The organism is Parasutterella muris, from assembly GCF_943193095.1.
Classification (GTDB): Bacteria; Pseudomonadota; Gammaproteobacteria; order Burkholderiales; family Burkholderiaceae_F; genus Parasutterella; species Parasutterella muris.
In genome coordinates, this window is record NZ_CALPCV010000024.1 from 12,820 (window position 1) to 32,410 (window position 19,591).

Genomic DNA, 19,591 nt, shown 5'->3' on the forward strand with positions numbered 1-19,591 from the left:
AAATGGCACAAGAGAAAATTCAAGCGATCCGCGGTATGAGCGATATGCTCCCTTCGGACGCGCCGCTTTGGCACTTCTTTGAGAAAAAAGCGATCGGACTGGCTAATCTCTACGGTTATCAGCAGATCCGCACTCCGATTGTTGAACAGACTCGTCTGTTTAAACGCGGTATCGGCGAAGTGACCGATATCGTAGAAAAAGAGATGTATTCCTTTGTGGACTCTCTGAACGGAGATAACCTTTCGCTTCGTCCTGAGAACACCGCGTCCGTCGTGCGCGCCTGTATCGAACACAACCTGCTTTACGATGCACCGCGTCGTCTCTGGTACATGGGGCCGATGTTCCGTCACGAAAGACCTCAGAGAGGCCGCTATCGCCAGTTCCACCAGCTCGGTATGGAAGCGATGGGCTTTAAGGGTCCGGATACAGACGCTGAACAGCTTCTGATGCTGAACCGGCTTTGGAAAGAACTCGGTATCGCGCCGGTACGTCTTGAACTGAACTGCTTGGGTCAGCTTGAAGAAAGAAAGGCCTATCGTGAAATCCTGATTCGCTACTTTGAAGAACACAAGGAAATTCTTGACGAAGACGCGCAGCGCCGTCTTTACAGCAATCCGCTCAGAATTCTCGATACAAAGAATCCGGATATGCAGGATTTGGTCAATAACGCTCCGAAACTTTATGATTCGCTCGGCGAAGAATCCAAAGCGTTCCTTTCTTCTCTTGAAGATATTCTGAAAGCAGAAGGCGTGGATTACACAATTAATCCGCGCTTAGTCAGAGGTCTTGATTACTACAATCTGACCGTGTTCGAATGGGTAACCGATAAACTGGGCGCTCAGGGAACCATCTGCGGCGGCGGCCGTTACGACCCGCTGATCGGCATGCTTGGCGGCAGAGATGCGCCCGCCTGCGGCTTTGCGATGGGCATTGAACGCGTGCTCGAACTGATGAAAGAGTGCGGCGTACATCCCGAAGAAAGAGAATGCGATGTCTACATAGTTTGGGACAAGGCCCTCTATCTGAACGCGATCGGTGCAGCTGAAAAACTCAGAGACGCCGGAATCCGCGTGATCGTCCACTCGGGCAGCATGAAGTTTGCCAACCAGTTGAAGAGAGCTGACGCTTCAGGCGCGCTCTATGCGCTTGTCATCGGCAGCGACGAAGCCGCTGCCGGTAAGGTCGGCCTTAAAGCTTTGCGTGAAGGTATTGCCGGCTACGGTGAACAGAAAACGCTGACCATTGAAGAAGCTTTGGAATTTGTCAGCAAAAACATATAATTGCGTTGTTCTTCCGAATTCTTGTATTTGAGGGTTCGGAAGATTCGTATTGAAAATTAATAGACCCGGAGATACATCGATAATGGCCTATGATTTAGAAGAACAAGAGTCCCTTGCCGAGATTAAAGCGTGGTGGGATAAGTGGGGAACGCTGATCCTTTCAGTGGTTACCGCGGTTTGCTTAGCGGCTGCTGCGATGCAGGGCTGGAGATGGTATCAGGCCAAGGAATCGGCTGATGCCGGGACACTTTATGCCCAGATGATTCAGGCGGTGAACGCAAAGGACAACGGAAGAGCTCAGGCAATTAATGAGCGTCTTCATACGGACTACGCCTCCACGGCTTATGCCGGAATGGGCGCACTTCTTGCCGCCCGCTCCGCCGAAGAAGTCGGCAAGAAAGACGAAGCCGTTAAATCTCTGACTTGGATCACGGATTCCGATAAGTATCCCGAACTTAAGACGATTGCAGCGGTTCGTTTAGCCGGTGTTTACCTTGATGAAGGTAAATACGACGAAGGAATTAAGCTGCTTGACAGCCTGAAAGACCTGAAGGATGAAGCAGCGCTTGTTGCAGATCGTAAGGGAGATCTTCTGCTGGCAAAAGGCGATATCGCCGCGGCTCGTCAGAGCTGGGAAGACGGCCTCAAAAAGACAGCCGCTACAAATCCTCTCGTCAACGTTATTCAAACAAAACTTAGCGCTACGCTTCAGCCCAAAGAGTAATCATGGTCAGTAAATTAACAAAGTTTTTTGTTCTCACAGCAGCGGCGGCAGCCCTGGCAGGCTGTTCAACTTCAAAACATGAACCGATGCCGCTCGTGAAAATCACGCAGGCAATCTCCGCCGACACCGTTTGGTCTAAGAGTCTCTCTTCTGCGGACGGCTTCTTGGTTCCGGCCGTCTATGACGATGTCGTTTTTGCGGCAGGCGGCAAGACGCTTTCGCGTATGAATGCGCGCAGCGGCGAAGTGGAATGGTCCGTTTCTTTTGATTCTCCGATTACGGCAGGCGTCGGCAGCGACGGCTATGTCACCGCGGTGGGCCTTGAAGACGGAACACTTCAGGTCGTTGACGCTGAGGGCAAAGTGAGCTGGAGCAAGAAACTCACAACTGATTTGGCTTCTCCTCCGGTTGTCGCGCAAGGTCTCGTGATCGTCAGAACGCTCGATACGCGAGTTTCCGCATTTGAAGCGTCCAGCGGAGATGAAGAGTGGATTTATCAGAAGAATCAGCCCGCTTTGACAGTCAGACTGCCCACAGGCATGCTCGCGCATGATACGGTTCTTTTTGTCGGACAGCCTAACGGTCATGTCGTGATTCTGGATATTCCGACCGGTAAAGCGGTATTTGAATTCTCTATCGCTCAGTCCAAAGGCATTACGGAGGTCGAACGTTTGGTTGACGTAGTCGGATATCCGGCATTCAGCCAGGATCTGGTGTGCGCGGCGGCTTATCAGGGCGCAGTGACCTGCATCGACAGTCAGAACGGACAGACCCGCTGGTCTCAGCCGCTTGATGCGGTTGCAGGACCAGCCATTGACGAAGACAATGTTTATGGAGTCGCGGTCAACGGCGAAGTCAAAGCGTTCTATCGCGAAAGCGGAGAGGAGCGCTGGACGAATAAGGAAATGCTCTACCGCGGACTTTCTGCCCCGGTCGTTGTGCCGGGTGCGGTTGCCGTCGGTGACGCCGAAGGCTATGTGCACTTGCTTTCTCCGAGAACCGGAGAAGAGATCGGAAGACTTCGTCTGAGCGGTCCGGTGGTTACCGCGGCGCAGCCGTTCAGCTCTGGCGCGATTTTCCAGACAAGTAAAGGAGATGTGGCGTATATCGCTACACGATAAAAGAATATGGTTCCAGTCATTGCTTTAGTTGGCAGACCGAATGTCGGCAAGTCAACATTATTTAACCGATTAACCCGTTCTCGTGACGCGTTGGTCGCGGATTTCCCCGGCCTGACGAGAGATCGGCACTACGGAGACGGCCGTATCGGAGATAAACCTTATCTGGTCATTGATACCGGCGGTTTTGAGCCGATCAGAACCGAGGGCATCGTTAAGGCGATGACTGGACAGGCTCAGCTTGCGATTACCGAAGCCGATGCCGTCCTCTTTCTGGTGGACGGCCGCACCGGTCTGACGCCTCAGGACAGCCGAATCGCGCAAAGTCTGCGAGAGTCCGGAAAAACGGTTTATTTGGTCGTGAATAAGGCCGAAGGCCTCTCTGAATCCATGAAGGCGGAGTTCTACGAACTTGCGCTCGGAGAGCCTTATCCGATTTCCGCTGCGCACGGCGAGGGGGTTCGCCCGCTCATGAACCTCGTTCTAGAACCTTTCCCGACCGAAGAAGAGATCGACGAAGAAGAGGATTTCCAGCATAAGATCAAAGTCGCGATCGTCGGACGCCCGAATGCCGGCAAGAGCACGCTGATCAATGCGCTGATCGGTGAAGACCGTTTGATCGCATACGATATGCCCGGTACAACGCGCGACGCGATTGAGGTTGAGTTCAATTACAAAGACCGCGAGTACACGCTTATCGATACCGCCGGCCTGCGCAGAAAAGGCAAGGTGTTTGAAGCGATCGAGAAATTCTCGGTCGTTAAGACGCTGCAGGCGATTGAAAGCTCGAACGTTGTAGTGCTCCTTTTGGATGCGCATGCGGGAATTGCCGAACAGGATGCCAATATTGCGGGTTACGTTCTTGAGAGCGGACGAGCTTTGGTCGTCGGCGTCAATAAATGGGACGATCTGGACGACTACGAAAGAAGTCGGGTGAAAGAAGAGCTCGAACATAAGCTGCACTTCTTACGCTGGGCGAAGATTCTCTACATTTCCGCGCTTCATAAACGCGGACTTCATCATCTGCTCAATGCGGTCAATGAGGCGCACGCTGCGGCTTTCATGAAGCTTTCTACGCCGAAACTGACAAGAGCGCTGATCGAAGCCACGTCTCGGCAGCTTCCTCCGCGAGCCGGCGGGGGACGTCCCAAGATGCGCTATGCGCATCAGGGCGGTATGAATCCTCCGGTGATCGTGGTCCACGGCAACGCGCTCGAAGATGTGCCTGAGAGCTACCGACGTTACCTTGAAGGATGGTTCAGAACGAAATTTAATCTGGCGGGGACGCCGCTTCGCATCGAATTCAGAACCAATAAGAATCCGTACGTCCAAAAAAGTTAGATAGGACGCATCTCAAAACGACAAACTTGTAAGCGTCGTTTGCCTGATTTTGGGATTGTCTGAAGTAAAATGTAAACGCAGCCGTGGAATAAAGTTAATTCCGTTTTTTGTTTTATTCCCTCTGCACAGTCGTTGCGGCGCATCGGATTTAAGCTAAGGCGCCCAAAATGATTGCATGGTATTTATTGTAGAGTTTTTCTTATCTACAATGCATTGAAGAGTATTTTGGCACTTTAGCCAGTTGGAGAAATATAATGACAAAGGGGCAACTTCTACAAGACCCGTTCTTGAACAGCCTTCGCAAAGGCCGTATTCCTGTATCGATTTACCTTGTAAACGGAATTAAACTTCAAGGCCAAATCGAATCCTTCGACCAGTATGTTGTTTTGCTTCGCAACACAGTGACTCAGATGGTTTACAAACATGCGATCAGCACGGTTGTGCCGGCTCGCGCAGTGCCGCTTGGAAACGAAGCTCAGACGCCTGAAGCTGAAGAATAAGTGACACTCGAAAATTATGAACAAAGGGACGAGCATGCCTTGAAGGTGTGGCTCGTCTCTGTTTTAATCGGACGTGATATTTATCGTGATGCGGCTCAGGAGCTTTCCGAACTGGCTTCCTCCTGCGGTTACGATGTGCTTGGTCTCACAGAAGCTAAGAGAGATCGTCCGGATCCTAAGACATTTCTCGGCAGCGGAAAAATTGAGGAGATAAAGGAGGAAGCGACCGCATGCGGCGCTCAGGCCCTGATCTTTGACGTTGCACTGTCTCCGGCCCAGCAGAGAAATATCGAAAAAGCCACCAATCTCCTCGTTTGGGATCGAACCAATTTAATTCTGGAAATTTTCCGCCAGCGTGCGAAAACCAGAGAAGGCCGATTGCAGGTTGAATTGGCTCGCCTGACGCACCTGTCCACCGGACTCGTCCGAGGCTGGAGCCATTTGGAGCGCCAAAGAGGCGGCCTGTCCAAGACCGGCGGCCCGGGTGAAAAACAGTTGGAACTTGACCGCCGAATGCTCGGTTCGCGAGTGAAGGCGCTTAAGGAACAGCTCAAGAAACTGGAAAAACAGCGAAACACCCAAAGAAAGTCACGTCAGAAAGGCGATCTTCTCACAGTGGCGCTAGTCGGCTATACCAATGCCGGTAAATCCACGCTGTTTAATCGCCTGACACGAAGCGGTGTGTATGCGGCTGACCAGTTGTTTGCCACATTGGATACAACAGCCCGGCGCTGCTACGTCGGAGAAGATACCGAGGTGGTTCTCAGCGATACGGTCGGATTTATTCGCGGTCTGCCTCACCAGCTGATCGAAGCCTTCAAGTCCACATTGGATGAGGCGGCTCAGGCGGATTTGCTTCTGCATGTGATTGACTCCTCGAATATCGCTCAGGAAGAACAAATCTCTGAAGTGAATAAAGTTCTGGAGGAAATCGGCGCAAAAGATATTCCGCGAATTCTGGTTTACAACAAGCTGGATGCGAGCGGTAAACCGCCGTTTCTGACATCCGATGACAGCGGTCGGCCGATCGCTGTAGGTGTCAGCGCGCAGAGCGGGGAGGGGCTCGATTTGCTTAAAGACGCGATTCGTGAAATCGCAGTTGCCGAGCACGAAAAAGTTCAAACCGAGGAAGAGCCGGACAACGAGGACTGGCTTGCGGAATTCGAACGCTAAACGTCATACAGCTGAGAAGCGCTTCTGCTTCTCAGCTTTTTAACCAAAGAAAGCACGACTTGTGCTAAGGCCTTTAGAGAAACAGCCTACGGACTAAAGCCCGCTTTTCATTGCAGCGAGCTCATCGGCGCGCTTTTTCGTCCACTCCTTTAGACAGCTGACATGGTTCAGCTCTGCAGCCTGTCCTCCGTCCTCTTCAAGTTTGCAGTCCGCGTCACGGTCTTTAATCCATTTCCTTTGCACGGAACGAAGCTCTTTCTTCTGCTTTGCATCAAGTTTAGCCATGACGGCTTTGTACTCGGCGTTAAGACGCTTGTCCTGCGCTTCCAGTTCCATAGAGCTGCATTCTGTCATGCCGGGCATGTTGCCGATAGCGAAGGCTTCCTTGCAGTAGTCCTGATCGGCAGCGTGTGCGGCAGAAAGAATAAAGAGGGCGGTCAGTAATGTTGCAGACCCGGCAGACTTGATCATTTGATTTCTCCAAATAAGCAGTAGTGATGAAGATTGTAGAGACGGATACGTCAATGGATGTCGTACCGAAGTCGTCCTCTTGAAACTTCTGTTCGTCTTAGGCGCTTCAAGCTCTCCACTATGAGCGAAAAGAGAGGAAGCTTTGCATCTTAAACAATTACAATCCATCAGATATTAATTCAGATATGACTGAATGAGAGAACTATATGGCTGTACAACAAAAATTATCTCGTCGGGTTTCCGCTGCCCGGGACAAGATACTGTCCAAATTGACGCTTAATTCAGGCGCAATGCCGCTGGCGCAATTAAAAAAGCAACTCGTCGGGGATGACAAATCAATGACGGAACAAGCGTTCGACAGCGCGCTTGCCGAAATCACCAAAGCCAAAAAAGCGGTTACACAGAAGGACGGGACGGTTATGCTTAAAAAACGAGCTGAAGCGCACGTATATCGGGGCGTTGTTCAGGGACACCGGGACGGCTACGGATTTCTGATTTGCGACGAAGATGTTCCCGATCTCTTCATAACGGAAGAGGAAATGACTAAGGTTCTTCCCGGCGATGTTGTTGAGGCGATTTCCCTGTCCTCTGATGCGCGGGGAAGACAGATTGCGGAAATTCAGAAGCTGATCAAGCGCAGAATGACCAAGATTGTGGGACGCCTAGCGCTGGGCCGCAATAAACTTGGCAGGATTATCAGCGCGGTTGTGACCGCGGAGGATATCCGCATCACACATCGCTTCACGCTTGAACCGAATACCGTCAGCAAAGAGATGGACGGCAAGATTGTCGTGGTAGAGCCGAATGAAACCGGGCTTTTCGAGGATGATGCCAAGTGGAGTGACATCAAGTCTAAACTCGTCGAAGTCCTCGGTGATATCGAAGATCCGGGAATGGAAATTGAAATTGCGGTGCGTAAATTCAATCTTCCTCATCAATTCTCGGAAGCCAACAAAGCGGAAATCGCCAAGTTCTCGGATCATGTGACAAAAGCCGATTTGCGCAATCGTGTGGACCTGCGCGACATTCCGTTTGTCACAATCGACGGCGCCGACGCGAGAGACTTTGATGATGCGGTATTCTGTCTGCCGGTCGAAAGAAAAAAGGGCTGGTACCGACTGCTCGTCGCGATCGCCGATGTCTCTCATTACGTGAAGCCGGGCAGCGCAATCGATAAGGATGCACAGCTGAGAACGACCAGCGTGTATTTCCCGCGCCGCGTCATCCCGATGCTCCCTGAAGAACTCTCTAACGGACTCTGCTCACTAAATCCGCACGTCGATCGCTGCACAATGGTTTGTGACTCGGTCATCAGTCCGGAAGGCGAGGTGACGGCCTATCAGTTCTATCCGGCAGTGATTCGCTCGGCAGCTCGTCTGATCTATGACGACGTTTGGGCGGCTCTGCAGGACCCGAACGGACCGGCTGCTGCCGCTATGGATCATGTGCTCGGTAATGTTCAGGATCTGTATGACCTGTTCAAGATTTTGTTAAAGAGCCGAACATTGCGCGGGGCTATGGATTTTGAAACGGTGGAAACCTACATCGTCGCAAATGAACAGGGCAAAATCGAAAAGATTCTTCCGCGAGAAAGAAACGACGCGCATCGACTGATCGAAGAGATGATGCTGGTCGCCAATACCTGCGCCGCCGATTTTCTCTTGAAGAACAAAGCGCCTTGTCTCTTCCGTATTCATGAACCGCCTTCTGAGGATCGCCTGGAGAAGGCCAGAGCGGCGCTCGCTCAGTTCAATGTCGGGCTCGGAGGCGGGAGCACCCCGTCGCCTTCTGATTACTGCGAAGCGCTCGATCAGATCCGTGATCGACCGGATAAGGCGGCGATCCAGATGATTCTTCTGCGCTCGATGCAGCAGGCGGTGTATTCGCCGCACAATGTCGGTCACTTCGGATTGGCCTACGAAGCGTATACGCACTTTACTTCTCCGATCCGCCGTTATCCGGATTTGCTCGTGCACCGCGCTATCAGAGGCGTGCTCAGAGGACGCAAGTACGTACCGAAGATCCTGGTCTCTCCCGACGAAGTGGATGTCCCGATCCAGACACGCGAACTGATTGTGAAAGAAGGCGAAGACAAACCCAAAGTGCCGCATATCGAAGTATGGGAAAAACTCGGACTTCTGTGCTCAGCCAATGAGCGCAGAGCTGATGAGGCAAGCTACGATGTGATGGGCTGGCTGAAAACTTATTACATGGAACAGCATATCGGCGAGGTTTACAAGGGTATTATCAGCGGAGTCAGCCCGTTCGGTATTTATGTCACGCTCGACGATCTTTATGTGGACGGCGCGATTCATGTCTCAAATCTCGGAAGAGAATATTTTGAATACAGCGAATCTGCAAACGCGTTGATCGGTCAGGATAGCGGCCAAAGATACAGCGTCGGAACGCCGGTTGTGGTTAAGGTAGTGCGCTGCGACTTGGATGCAAGACGAATCGAGTTCTCCATCGAAGAGGCTGTACGGGGAAGAAGAGTGAAAAAACAAAGGGCTTCGGGCAGAGAAACATTCGGCAGAGCGGCCGGTAAAAGGAAATCAAAGTGACGAAAAAAGACGTGGTACTGGCGGGTTTTCATTCGGTGATGAGCCGCCTCAAAAGAGATGCGGGATCGATTCGATCCGTCTATGTGGATCCGAAAAGACGGGATCAGAGAATGCGCAGAATGCTGGAAGCGCTGGAAAAAGAAGGCGTGCGCATTATGCAGGCGGACCATCGAAGACTGGAGGGCCTGGCGGGCGAAATCCCGCATCAGGGCATCGTCGCGCTTGCCGCTCCGGTGGATATCGGAATGAGCTTTGACGATTTGATGAATGATCTCTCCGGCAGTCCGCTTCTCCTGATTTTGGACGGTGTGACGGACCCGAGAAATTTCGGAGCTTGTCTGCGTGTCGCGGATGCCGCCGGTGTGGCCGCGATGGTTGTTCCTAAAGATCGCTCGGCGGATCTCACGCCTGCAGCGATTAAAGCGAGCGCGGGCGCGTCAGAAACCGTACCTGTGGTGCGTGTCACCAATCTTGCGGGCTCCATCGTCGAACTGGTGGATGCAGGAGTCCCGGTCGTAGGTACAGCGGGCGAGGCCCAGAAGTCCATCTATGAATTTGATCAGACCGGTCCCTTTGCCTGGGTGCTCGGCAACGAAGGCGACGGCCTGCGTCAGCTCACGCGCAGACGATGCTCGGATCTGGCAAAAATCCCGATGCTCGGCACGGTGGAAAGTCTGAATGTTTCCGTGGCCGCGGGCATTTGTCTATTTGAAACAGTGCGCCAAAGAATCGGCCGCTAAATCGTAATCTTGAGTAAAAAGCGCGGTAACTGCTTTCCAACATTGGAAATTTTCCAAAAAAGGGAGTAAAATCGCGCTCTTTCTAGTCCTTGTCACACCGGAAGACGCTCCGGGCGACTATTTCCCATAAGGAGGTTCAATGCGTCACTATGAGATTTGCTTCATCGTCCATCCTGATCAGAGCGAACAGGTCCCGGCGATGATTGAGCGTTACAAAGCTGCTGTGGAAAGCCACGGCGGAAAGATTCATCGTCTTGAAGACTGGGGTCGCCGCCAGCTCGCTTATCCGATCGAGAAACTGGTTAAGGCCCACTATGTTCTGATGAACATCGAATGCGGTCCTGAAGTTCTTGATGAACTCGAAAATAATTTCCGTTACAACGATGCCGTTCTTCGTCACCTCACAGTGAAGATGAAAAAGGCTGAAACAGAACCTTCTCCGATGATGAAGGCTGTTGAAAAGGAAGAAGCCCGTAAGGCCGCCAGCGCTGCGGCTGAAGCCGCTGCTGCACAGGCTGAGGAAAAAGCTCCGGCTTCTGCCGAGGCTTAATTCGGAATATTTGTGCTGAACTCGGTAGAGCTTGAGGGAGAACTGGAAAAGAAAGAGGCTTTGCGATATTCGCTGGCCGGCGTTCCGATCCTCGAATTCACGATCCGATACAAGGGCATTGTTCAGGAAGGCGGTGCCGAGAGAGTTTTAAACTTCTCCGCCGCCGCTATGGCAGTCGGTGAGACTGCGAAAAAAGTCTCTGAACTTGAACTTGGCTCAGAAAGAATCTTCAAGGGTTTTGTCTCCACCACCTCCGCTCGTTCATCCAAATTAATCCTGCACATAACGGAATACATTTAAGGAGTTACATCATGGCTTTTGGTGCCAAAGGAAAGGGTCGCTCTCGCAACCCGAATCAGCAGAACGCTCTCTTCAAGCGTAAAAAATTCTGCCGCTTCACAGCTGATCATGTTGATCAGATCGATTACAAAGATATCGACACACTTCGTGATTTCATTCAGGAAAACGGCAAGATCATGCCGGCTCGCCTGACCGGAACGAAGGCTCACTACCAGCGTCAGCTCGACACAGCAATCGAGCGTGCCCGCTTCCTTGCTCTGCTTGCTTACACAGATAATCAGTAATCGGGGGAAACAACATGCAAATCATTCTGCTTGAATCCATTCCTCACGTTGGTCAGCTCGGCGATGTGGTTAAAGTTAAAGACGGTTTCGCCCGTAACTACCTCATCCCCACAAAGCGTGCTAAACGCGCTACTGAAGCTGCGATCGAAGAATTCAAAGCCCACAAGGCTGAACTCGAACGCGCTCAGGCTGAACGTCTTGCTAAGGCTCAGGAACTGAAGACTAAGATCGACGGTATCGTTCTTACAATCGCTTCCAAGGCCGGCGTTGACGGCCGTCTGTTCGGCTCTGTCACCAACATGGACGTTGCTGAAGCTCTGGCTAAACTTGGCTACGATATTCATAAGAGCCAGGTTCGCACCCCGCTCGGCGCGATCAAGGCTATCGGTGAATATCCGCTGCAGATCGACCTTCACCACGACATCGTCGCCGACGTCGTTGTTCAGGTCGTCGCTGAAGCCTAATCGACAGGAATGCGCGAGGGCCTCAGGCCCTCTGAAAATCCCAAAAGGTCCTCGGACTGTTTTGGGATTTTTTTTCAGCAGCGAGCACTCGAATCCGCTATAGTTTTCTTTCCACCAGAGGAAAAAATGCCAGATAACTATTCAAAAAATGATGCTGAAATTCAGCAGTACCGTACCCCGCCTGCTGCTAAAGAAGCCGAAGACGCGGTCCTCGGCGCGCTCCTTCTCGACAATAAGGTCTTCGACCTGATCGGCGGCCGTATCGATGTTGAGGATTTTTATGATTACGGCAACCGCCTGATCTTTGAAAACATTAAAAAACTCATCGGAGAGGGCAGGCCCGCGGATATCCTGACCGTGCATGACCTGCTGCGCGAGGCGGGTCTGGAAACAGAAACCGGCGGTATGGAATACCTCAACCGCATCGCCGATTACAGCCCGGGCGCGGCCAATATCGTGCGTTACGCCGAAATTATCCGTGACCGCTCAACGAGACGCCGCCTCATTACCGCAGGCAACGAAATTGTCAGCGACGCTTTAAATCCCGGAGCTCGCGAAGCGAAAGATCTGCTTGATGAGGCTCAGGCAAAAATGCTCCGTATCAACGAAGAATTGGCTAAAAGCGGCAGCGGCTTCCAAAAGATTGACTCCGTGCTGGCCGATTACACGACACACCTGCGCGAGCTCTCCGAAATGGATAATCCGGGTATGGTCTACGGCGTCGGAACGGGTTTCCCGGACTTGGACCGCATGACCAACGGCATGCACGAAGGCGAACTGATTATCGTCGCCGGCCGTCCGGCGATGGGCAAGACCGCTTTTGCTCTGAATATCGCGCTGCACGTCGGCGCCAATCAGGCGCTGCCTGTCGGTATCTTTTCGATGGAAATGTCGGCTGAACAGATCGCGGGCCGACTGCTCAGCGCGCTCGGAGAAATCCCCGCCGGAGATCTGAAAACCGGTCAGCTCGGCAATAATTGGCGATCTTTCTATAACGCGGCCGAACAGCTCGAAAAATCTCCGATCTTTATCGATGACACCAGCGGACTCTCAATTCTCAGTCTGCGAAGCAGAGCGCGTCAGCTTTTAAACCGCGTCGGCGGCAAACTCGGACTGATCGTTGTGGATTACCTGCAGCTGATGTCGGGTGAAAGCTCTTCGCGCGGCGGAGATCAGAACCGAGCTTCCGAAATTGCGGAAATCTCGCGCGGTCTCAAAGGTCTCGCAAGAGAGCTGAAGGTTCCGATTATCGCGCTGTCTCAGATTAAGCGTGATGTGGACAATCGTCCTAATAAACGTCCTTTAATGAGTGACTTGAGAGAATCCGGTTCTATTGAGCAGGATGCGGACGTCATTATGTTCCTGTATCGGCCGGCCGCATACCAGCGCAAAGAAGATTCCGATGATCCGGATGCACCGGCACCGGCTGAGGAACCGGCAAACGCGTCGGAAGCCGAGCTGATTATCGGTAAACAGCGCAGCGGTCCGACCGGAACAATCCCTCTGATCTTCCAGGGGGCTTATACGAGATTTGTCAGTCGGGCAACCGACATGCAGATGCAGGCTGGATATTAACTAGATGCTGGATATTATTCTTTGGATCGCAGCAGTCCTTCTTATGGGTGTGGGAATACTCGGTACCGTCATTCCGATGATTCCCGGACTGCCGATGATCTTTGCCGGAGCTTGGCTCGCGGCCTTTATCGATCACTATGACAAGATCAATGTCTGGGTCGTCGTGCTTCTTGGGGTGCTGATGCTCTTCGGTCTGGCAGTCGACTGGATCGCACAAACGATGGGCGCAAAAAAGGCCGGGGCGACTAAGCTCGGGATTGTCGGCTCCCTGATCGGTACCTTTGTCGGTATCTTTACCGGACTCTGGGGTTTGATTTTTATGCCGCTCCTCGGAGCGGCGATCGGCGAGTTTATTGATCATCAGGACATGCTGCGCAGCGGTAAGGTCGGTTTTGCGACATGGCTCGGAATGATCATCGGCACCGTTGTTAAGCTTGCGCTCGCTTTTACCATGATCGGTGTTGTGATTGCCGATATTCTGATTTAGTCCGTGAAACGGACAGCGCAACAGAAATCGTAAGGATTTAAAAATATGCCATTACCAAAAATGCCTTCCGGCAAAGCAAGCAGATTGACGGATATCGCCGCCTCTCTGCCTCTCGAGGGCCCGACAGAGCAGGATAAAAAGACGGTTCGCCGTGCCAGAAAAAATAAAACGACTGAACTGCCGAAAAAGGAAGCGGCCTTGCTGAAACCCGTCGCCGCAAAAGAAGCAGTCAGGGAAGTTAAAGCGGAGATGAGCAAAGAAGCCGCCGCGGCCAAGAAGGAAGCCTGCGCGCCCGTTTCGCATCGCCGAAACAAAAATATTCCGGACGACGGGAAAAAGCGCCTTTATGTGCTGGATACCAATGTCCTCATGCACGATCCGACAAGTATCTTCCGCTTTGAAGAGCACGACGTTTATCTGCCGATGATCACGCTTGAAGAGCTCGATAACCATAAGAGCGGCATGACCGATGTCGCAAGAAACGTGCGTCAGGTCAGCCGCACGCTCGATCAGATCATGCAGCATCTTGAGGGCAGCATCGAGCACGGTGTTCCTTTGAATGTGCTCGGCAATAAAGAGGCTTTGGGAAGACTCTTTATTCAGACAACTCCATACCCGAATGATTTGAATATGCTTGAGAGCGGAAAGGCGGACAACCGTATTCTTTCCGTGGTCAAGGGGTTGGAAAAACAGCGCTCGGACCGCACGGTCGTTTTAGTTTCCAAAGACATCAATATTCGATTGAAGGCGGCAGCGCTCGGTCTGCTCGCGGAGGATTACTACAACGACAAGATGATCGAGGACTGCGATCTTCTGTATACCGGCCTGCTTAAACTCCCGGCGAATTTCTGGGAACAGCACGGCAAGGATCTGAAATCCTGGCAGAAGGACGGCAGAACTTGGTACCAAATCAAGGGCCCGATGGTCAGGCAATTCCTCATCAATCAGTTCATTTGGTACGAAGCTCCCGACGCCACTCCGTTCTATGGGGAAGTCAAGTCGATCGAAGGCGATACCGCGGTCGTCCGTGTTATTGATGACTACACCAACCCGAAACATCAGGTTTGGGGCATCAATGCGAGAAACCGTGAGCAGAGTTTTGCTTTGAATCTTCTTCTGGATCCGGAAATTGATTTCGTGACGCTGCTCGGTCAGGCGGGCACCGGCAAGACGCTGCTGACGCTTGCCGCCGCTTTGACTCAGACAATGGAGATGCGCCGCTTTAATGAAATCATCATTACGCGCGCGACCATTTCCGTCGGCGAAGATATCGGCTTTTTGCCGGGCACTGAGGAAGAGAAGATGGCCCCGTGGCTTGGCGCGATTGACGACAACCTCGAGGTGCTGAATCGAGGCGGAAACGGAACCGAGTGGGGTAGAAGAGCCTCCGAGGATCTGTTCCGTTCCAGAATCCGAATCAAGTCAATGAGCTTCATGCGCGGCCGCACGTTCCTGAATAAGTTCGTCATCATCGATGAGGCGCAGAACCTGACGCCGAAACAGATGAAAACGCTGATTACGCGCGCGGGTCCGGGCTCCAAGATCGTCTGCCTCGGCAATATCGCGCAGATCGATACGCCTTATCTGACGGAAGGCTCATCCGGTCTGACGTATGTCGTCGACCGATTTAAGAATTGGCTGCATTCCGGACATATCACAATGCAGCGAGGCGAACGCTCAAGACTCGCGGATTACGCAAGCGAAGCTCTTTAATCCTTATGCGCTCTCTGATCGGGAGCGCTTTTTCGTTTCCGACTGAAGATATTTGCGTTTCTGCCGCTGAAAGCGATAAAAAAGAACCTGTCTCACGTAAGGAGCGGGGAGAAATTTCGTAAAATCTTAAGTTAACTGTTTTTGAATTTACCTAGATAAAGGTTCCGTATGAATAACGATTTTCCTCGAATTAAACGTCTGCCGCCGTACGTCTTTAATATTACTAATGAACTTAAAATGGCAGCGCGTCACCGCGGAGAGGATATCATCGACTTGAGCATGGGCAATCCCGACGGGGATACTCCCAAGCACATTGTGGACAAAATGGTTGAAGTCGCAGAGAGAACAGGAACTCACGGCTATTCAGCCTCCAGAGGTATCCCGAGACTGCGCAAAGCGATCAGCGATTGGTACAAACGCCGCTGGGACGTGGATATCGATCCGGACAAAGAAGCGATCGTTACCATCGGCTCTAAGGAAGGTATCGCGCATCTGATGCTTGCAACGCTTGACCGAGGTGACACTATTCTCGTTCCGAATCCGAGCTACCCGATCCACATTTACGGCGCCATCATCGCCGGTGCCGACGTCCGCAGCGTTCGTATGGGCCCGGGCCTTGATTTCTTCGCAGAGTTCGAGCGCGCTGTTGTGGAAACAACACCTAAGCCCAAACTCATGATCCTGGGCTTCCCGAGCAATCCGACTGCTCAGTGCGTTGATCTGGAATTCTTCAAAAAGCTGGTTGATCTGGCTAAGAAACACGGTATTTATATCGTGCACGATTTGGCCTACGCCGACATCGTTTATGACGACTACAAAGCGCCTTCCATCATGGAAGTTCCGGGTGCCAAGGACGTTGCTGTTGAATTCTTCACTATGAGCAAGAGCTACAACATGGCCGGATGGCGTATCGGCTTCATGGTCGGAAATCAAGAGCTCGTGCATGCGCTGACTCGTATCAAGAGCTATCACGATTACGGCACCTTCACTCCGATTCAGGTCGGCGCGATTGAGGCGCTGAACGGACCTCAGGAGTGCGTGGAAGAAGTTCGCAAAGAATATCAGCACCGCCGCGACATTATGGTCAAAGGTTTGCATGACATTGGCTGGAATGTAGAAAATCCGAAGGCGAGTATGTACATCTGGGCCGAACTGCCCGAATTCTATAAGCCGATGGGTAGCGTGGAATTCTCCAAGCGTCTTCTGGAAGTCGCTAAGGTCGCTGTTTCTCCCGGTGTTGGTTTCGGTGAATACGGCGAAGGCTTTGTTCGTATCGCTCTGATCGAAAACGCCGATCGTATCCGTCAGGCGCTTCGCGGCATTCGCAAGATGTTCAAGGAAGACGGTCTGATTGAACCGAAGAGCAAGAAATTTCACCGTCACTGGAAGGGAGAACCGGCCCCTGCGCCGATTTCTGCAAAGAAAAAAGAAATTGAATTTAAAGGCGTCTCTAATCTGCCGACGAAAGCAAAACCTAAGGCAAAGTCCAAGGCTAAGCCTGCGAAAAAGAAAGCTTAATTTAAACGAGGGAGAATAATGGCAACACCGATCAAGGTTGGCCTGGCGGGCTTCGGCAACGTCGGCAGCGGAACATACAGCATTTTAAACCGCAACCACTCGCTGATTACTCAGCGAGCCGGTGCTCCGATTACCGTTAAACGCGTGGCCGTCCGCAATGTTGACCGCGTCAGAAAACTGGTGGATGAAGACGTGGCGGTCAGCAGCGACTGGCACGACTTGGTGATGGATCCCGAGATTAACGTGGTGGTCGAGGCGATCGGCGGTATTGAGCCCGCGAGATCTCTGATTCTTGCCGCAATCGACGCAGGCAAACACGTTGTTACGGCCAATAAGGCGCTGCTTGCCGAGCACGGTAATGAAATTTTTAAGGCGGCTGAAGAAAAAGGCGTAAACGTTGCGCTTGAAGCGGCAGTCGCCGGCTCTATTCCGATTGTGAAAGCGCTGCGTGAAGGCTTGGCCGCAAACCGCGTCTCAAGCATCGCGGGTATCATTAACGGAACCTGCAACTTTATTCTCTCGACAATGCGCGATACCGGCAGAAGCTTTGATGATGTGCTCGCTGAAGCGCAGCGTCTCGGTTACGCTGAAGCGGACCCGACGTTCGATATCGAAGGCATTGACTCCGCCCACAAGCTGGTGCTGCTTTCTTCGATTGCTTTCGGCGTGCCCGTCAATATGGATAAAGTGCATATCGAAGGCATCAGCCGTCTTGAAGCGAAAGACATTAAATTTGCCGAGGAGCTCGGCTATCGCGTCAAGCTGCTCGGTATTACGAAATATACCGATTACGGTATTGAACTGCGCGTCCATCCGGCACTGGTGCCGATGCGCCGGCTGCTTGCCAACGTTGAGGGTGCGATGAATGCCGTCGTGGTGAAAGGCGATGCAGCGGAAAGCTCTCTTTACTACGGTAAAGGAGCGGGCTCTGAGCCGACCGGTTCCGCTGTTGTTGCCGACCTGATCGATATTGCCCGCACCGCCGACGCCAACGTCAGCGAAAGACCGAAAATGCCGACTACGCAGCATAATCCGGGTGCAAAGGATTTTGCCGATTTCGGCGACACCGTTTGCTCCTATTACCTGCGTATCCCGGTGGACGATCGCCCCGGTGTCTTAGCGGACCTCGCCCGTATCATCGCGGACAACAACATCTCTATCGAGTCGCTTATCCAGAGAGAAGCGCCGCAGAAAGAGGATTCCACTGAAGTTATTTTGATGACGCACAGCACAATTGAATCGCTTATGCAGCGTGCGATCCGCACTATGCAGCAGCTCAAGAGCGTTCGCGGACCGATTGTCGTGCTTCGCAAGGAAGAATTACAGTAATGCAGTACGTATCGACTCGAGGCGGCGTTCCTGCCGCCACATACAGTGAAATCGTTCTTCAGGGACTCGCAAAAGACGGCGGCCTCTTTGTCCCTAAAGAATATCCTCAGGTCTCACGCGAAACGCTCGAAAGCTGGCGCGGCCTCAATTACGCGCAGCTTGCGACCGCGGTTACTTCGCTTTTTGCGAAGGATATGAACCGCTCGACGATCGCGCATCTGTGCGAAAGCACATATACGTCCGAAGTCTACTGCCACGGCAGAGAAGGTACCGACTTTTCAAAGATCGTGCCGCTCGTTTGGCTTGAAAAAGATCTGGCGATTCTGGAACTTTCCAACGGTCCGACGCTCGCTTTTAAAGACATGGCGATGCAGTATTTGGGCGCACTCTTTGAGTACATTTTGTCCCGCAAAGAGAGCCGACTGAATATCCTCGGCGCGACAAGCGGCGATACGGGCAGCGCTGCGGAATACGCTATGCGCGGCCGCAAAGGCATTCAGGTGTTTATGCTTTCGCCGGCAGGCCGCATGAGCGCTTTCCAGAAAGCGCAGATGTACTCGATTGAAGACAAGAACATCTTCAATATCGCGGTCCGAGGCAGTTTCGATGACGCTCAGGACGTGGTCAAGGCGGTTTCGCGAGATCTGGACTTTAAGGCCGAGCATCATATCGGCGCCGTCAATTCGATTAACTGGGCGCGAATCGCCGCTCAGGTGGTCTATTACTTCAGTGCTTGGCTTCAGGCGACAGAAAGCCCTGACGAAGAAGTCGCTTTCTCGGTGCCGTCCGGCAACTTCGGCGACATTCTCGCAGGATGGATCGCTAAGAACATGGGTCTGCCCGTCAAACAGCTGATCGTCGCGACCAACGAGAACGATGTGCTCTATGAGTTCTTCCGTTCGGGCCGCTACCGCGTGCGTGACTCCGCGCATACTTTTGTGACCAGTTCGCCTTCGATGGATATCTCCAAGGCGTCGAATTTTGAACGCTATATCTACGATATCTGCGGCAAAAATCCGAACCGCGTGACAGAACTCTGGGACGAACTCGGACAGAAGGGAGAATTCCTTCTGGACAGCGACGAATGGAATCGCGTAAAAGAAAGCGGATTCACCGCGGCCCGCAGCACGCATGCTGATCGAATCCGCAGAATTCGTGAAACGTGGGAAAAGCATCAGTTCCTCGTCGATCCGCATACGGCTGACGGCCTCAACGCGGCTGAGCAGATGCGTCTTCCGGGCGTCAAGACGATTTGTCTGGAAACAGCGCTTCCGGCGAAGTTCGCAGCGACGATTAAAGAAGCCGTAGGCTTTGAGCCTCCGATTCCCGCGGGCTACGAAGCGCTGCTGTCGCTTCCTCAGCGAGTCACGGAAATGGATCCGAATGTCGAGGAAATTAAAGCCTTCCTCAGCAGCCGAGATCGGGACGCAGAGTAACTTAAACAGAATAGGCCCGCTGAGTCG

At 52.5% G+C, this 19,591-nt stretch carries 19 protein-coding genes; 18 read left to right on the top strand and 1 reads right to left on the bottom strand.

From position 1 onward, the window contains the following. Positions 1-2 precede the first annotated feature (2 nt). The 6 genes from hisS (at position 3) to hflX (ending at position 6,136) form a co-directional block, all read left to right on the top strand. Positions 3-1,280: a histidine--tRNA ligase gene (hisS, locus tag NFR90_RS08910; RefSeq protein ID WP_251452358.1), complete on the top strand. Its 1,278-nt coding sequence runs from the start codon at positions 3-5 to the stop codon at positions 1,278-1,280. Between the two features lie 82 nt (positions 1,281-1,362). Next, positions 1,363-2,004, top strand: coding sequence for a YfgM family protein (locus tag NFR90_RS08915; RefSeq protein ID WP_251452360.1), 642 nt, complete (start codon positions 1,363-1,365; stop codon positions 2,002-2,004). 2 nt (positions 2,005-2,006) lie between these two features. Continuing rightward, the gene (bamB, locus tag NFR90_RS08920) at positions 2,007-3,125 is read left to right on the top strand and encodes an outer membrane protein assembly factor BamB (RefSeq protein WP_251452362.1); all 1,119 of its coding nucleotides are present in this window, start codon (positions 2,007-2,009) and stop codon (positions 3,123-3,125) included. 6 nt (positions 3,126-3,131) lie between these two features. Then, on the top strand, positions 3,132-4,463 hold the full coding sequence (gene der / locus NFR90_RS08925; protein WP_160335699.1) for a ribosome biogenesis GTPase Der: 1,332 nt from the start codon (positions 3,132-3,134) through the stop codon (positions 4,461-4,463). Between the two features lie 251 nt (positions 4,464-4,714). Further along, a complete protein-coding gene (gene hfq / locus NFR90_RS08930; RefSeq protein ID WP_251452376.1) occupies positions 4,715-4,963 on the top strand; it encodes an RNA chaperone Hfq in 249 nt (82 codons plus the stop codon). Then, complete coding sequence (gene hflX, locus NFR90_RS08935; RefSeq protein ID WP_251452364.1) at positions 4,964-6,136, top strand: GTPase HflX; 1,173 nt, start codon at positions 4,964-4,966, stop codon at positions 6,134-6,136. It begins immediately after the preceding gene. Positions 6,137-6,229: 93 nt separating this feature from the next. Here the strand turns inward: hflX and NFR90_RS08940 are convergent, their stop codons facing one another. Beyond that, a complete protein-coding gene (locus NFR90_RS08940) occupies positions 6,230-6,607 on the bottom strand; it encodes a lysozyme inhibitor LprI family protein (RefSeq protein WP_251452365.1) in 378 nt (125 codons plus the stop codon). A 206-nt stretch (positions 6,608-6,813) separates the two neighbouring features. Here NFR90_RS08940 and rnr point away from each other — a divergent pair, with 206 nt between their 5' ends. The 12 genes from rnr to thrC all read left to right on the top strand — a co-directional run bounded on the left by rnr (position 6,814) and on the right by thrC (position 19,564). After that, positions 6,814-9,168, top strand: a complete 2,355-nt coding sequence (gene rnr / locus NFR90_RS08945; RefSeq protein WP_277612805.1) for a ribonuclease R — start codon at positions 6,814-6,816, stop codon at positions 9,166-9,168. Further along, positions 9,165-9,908: a 23S rRNA (guanosine(2251)-2'-O)-methyltransferase RlmB gene (gene rlmB, locus NFR90_RS08950; RefSeq protein ID WP_277612806.1), complete on the top strand. Its 744-nt coding sequence runs from the start codon at positions 9,165-9,167 to the stop codon at positions 9,906-9,908. Before rnr ends, rlmB begins: the two co-directional genes overlap by 4 nt. 139 nt (positions 9,909-10,047) lie before the next feature. After that, positions 10,048-10,458 (top strand): 30S ribosomal protein S6, encoded by a 411-nt coding sequence (gene rpsF / locus NFR90_RS08955; RefSeq protein ID WP_160335704.1) that lies wholly within the window; start codon positions 10,048-10,050, stop codon positions 10,456-10,458. 12 nt (positions 10,459-10,470) lie between these two features. Further along, positions 10,471-10,758 carry a single stranded DNA-binding domain-containing protein gene (locus NFR90_RS08960; protein WP_251452366.1) on the top strand — a complete coding sequence of 96 codons (288 nt, stop codon included), beginning with the start codon at positions 10,471-10,473 and terminating at the stop codon, positions 10,756-10,758. An 11-nt stretch (positions 10,759-10,769) separates the two neighbouring features. After that, the gene (gene rpsR / locus NFR90_RS08965; protein ID WP_251452367.1) at positions 10,770-11,042 is read left to right on the top strand and encodes a 30S ribosomal protein S18; all 273 of its coding nucleotides are present in this window, start codon (positions 10,770-10,772) and stop codon (positions 11,040-11,042) included. 14 nt (positions 11,043-11,056) lie between these two features. Next, positions 11,057-11,506, top strand: coding sequence for a 50S ribosomal protein L9 (gene rplI / locus NFR90_RS08970; RefSeq protein WP_160335706.1), 450 nt, complete (start codon positions 11,057-11,059; stop codon positions 11,504-11,506). Positions 11,507-11,632: 126 nt separating this feature from the next. Further along, positions 11,633-13,081 (top strand): replicative DNA helicase, encoded by a 1,449-nt coding sequence (gene dnaB, locus NFR90_RS08975; RefSeq protein WP_160335707.1) that lies wholly within the window; start codon positions 11,633-11,635, stop codon positions 13,079-13,081. 4 nt (positions 13,082-13,085) lie between these two features. Further along, the gene (locus NFR90_RS08980) at positions 13,086-13,568 is read left to right on the top strand and encodes a DUF456 domain-containing protein (RefSeq protein ID WP_160335708.1); all 483 of its coding nucleotides are present in this window, start codon (positions 13,086-13,088) and stop codon (positions 13,566-13,568) included. A 45-nt stretch (positions 13,569-13,613) separates the two neighbouring features. Beyond that, positions 13,614-15,281: a PhoH family protein gene (locus NFR90_RS08985; protein ID WP_251452368.1), complete on the top strand. Its 1,668-nt coding sequence runs from the start codon at positions 13,614-13,616 to the stop codon at positions 15,279-15,281. Between the two features lie 168 nt (positions 15,282-15,449). Beyond that, a complete protein-coding gene (gene alaC / locus NFR90_RS08990; RefSeq protein ID WP_160335710.1) occupies positions 15,450-16,799 on the top strand; it encodes an alanine transaminase in 1,350 nt (449 codons plus the stop codon). Between the two features lie 18 nt (positions 16,800-16,817). Further along, positions 16,818-18,128 carry a homoserine dehydrogenase gene (locus NFR90_RS08995; RefSeq protein WP_251452369.1) on the top strand — a complete coding sequence of 437 codons (1,311 nt, stop codon included), beginning with the start codon at positions 16,818-16,820 and terminating at the stop codon, positions 18,126-18,128. Continuing rightward, entirely contained in the window at positions 18,128-19,564 is a 1,437-nt protein-coding gene (gene thrC / locus NFR90_RS09000; protein WP_160335712.1) for a threonine synthase, read from the top strand. The genes NFR90_RS08995 and thrC overlap by 1 nt, the downstream gene beginning before the upstream one ends. Positions 19,565-19,591: the final 27 nt, after the last annotated feature.

Coding starts and splice junctions, on each gene's coding strand:
- der (WP_160335699.1), top strand. CDS start 3,132: ATGGTTCCAGTCATTGCTTTAGTTGGCAGACCGAATGTCGGCAAGTCA.
- alaC (WP_160335710.1), top strand. CDS start 15,450: ATGAATAACGATTTTCCTCGAATTAAACGTCTGCCGCCGTACGTCTTT.
- hisS (WP_251452358.1), top strand. CDS start 3: ATGGCACAAGAGAAAATTCAAGCGATCCGCGGTATGAGCGATATGCTC.
- NFR90_RS08995 (WP_251452369.1), top strand. CDS start 16,818: ATGGCAACACCGATCAAGGTTGGCCTGGCGGGCTTCGGCAACGTCGGC.
- rnr (WP_277612805.1), top strand. CDS start 6,814: ATGGCTGTACAACAAAAATTATCTCGTCGGGTTTCCGCTGCCCGGGAC.
- rpsF (WP_160335704.1), top strand. CDS start 10,048: ATGCGTCACTATGAGATTTGCTTCATCGTCCATCCTGATCAGAGCGAA.
- NFR90_RS08980 (WP_160335708.1), top strand. CDS start 13,086: ATGCTGGATATTATTCTTTGGATCGCAGCAGTCCTTCTTATGGGTGTG.
- thrC (WP_160335712.1), top strand. CDS start 18,128: ATGCAGTACGTATCGACTCGAGGCGGCGTTCCTGCCGCCACATACAGT.
- NFR90_RS08940 (WP_251452365.1), bottom strand. CDS start 6,607: ATGATCAAGTCTGCCGGGTCTGCAACATTACTGACCGCCCTCTTTATT.
- dnaB (WP_160335707.1), top strand. CDS start 11,633: ATGCCAGATAACTATTCAAAAAATGATGCTGAAATTCAGCAGTACCGT.
- bamB (WP_251452362.1), top strand. CDS start 2,007: ATGGTCAGTAAATTAACAAAGTTTTTTGTTCTCACAGCAGCGGCGGCA.
- NFR90_RS08985 (WP_251452368.1), top strand. CDS start 13,614: ATGCCATTACCAAAAATGCCTTCCGGCAAAGCAAGCAGATTGACGGAT.
- rpsR (WP_251452367.1), top strand. CDS start 10,770: ATGGCTTTTGGTGCCAAAGGAAAGGGTCGCTCTCGCAACCCGAATCAG.
- rplI (WP_160335706.1), top strand. CDS start 11,057: ATGCAAATCATTCTGCTTGAATCCATTCCTCACGTTGGTCAGCTCGGC.
- NFR90_RS08915 (WP_251452360.1), top strand. CDS start 1,363: ATGGCCTATGATTTAGAAGAACAAGAGTCCCTTGCCGAGATTAAAGCG.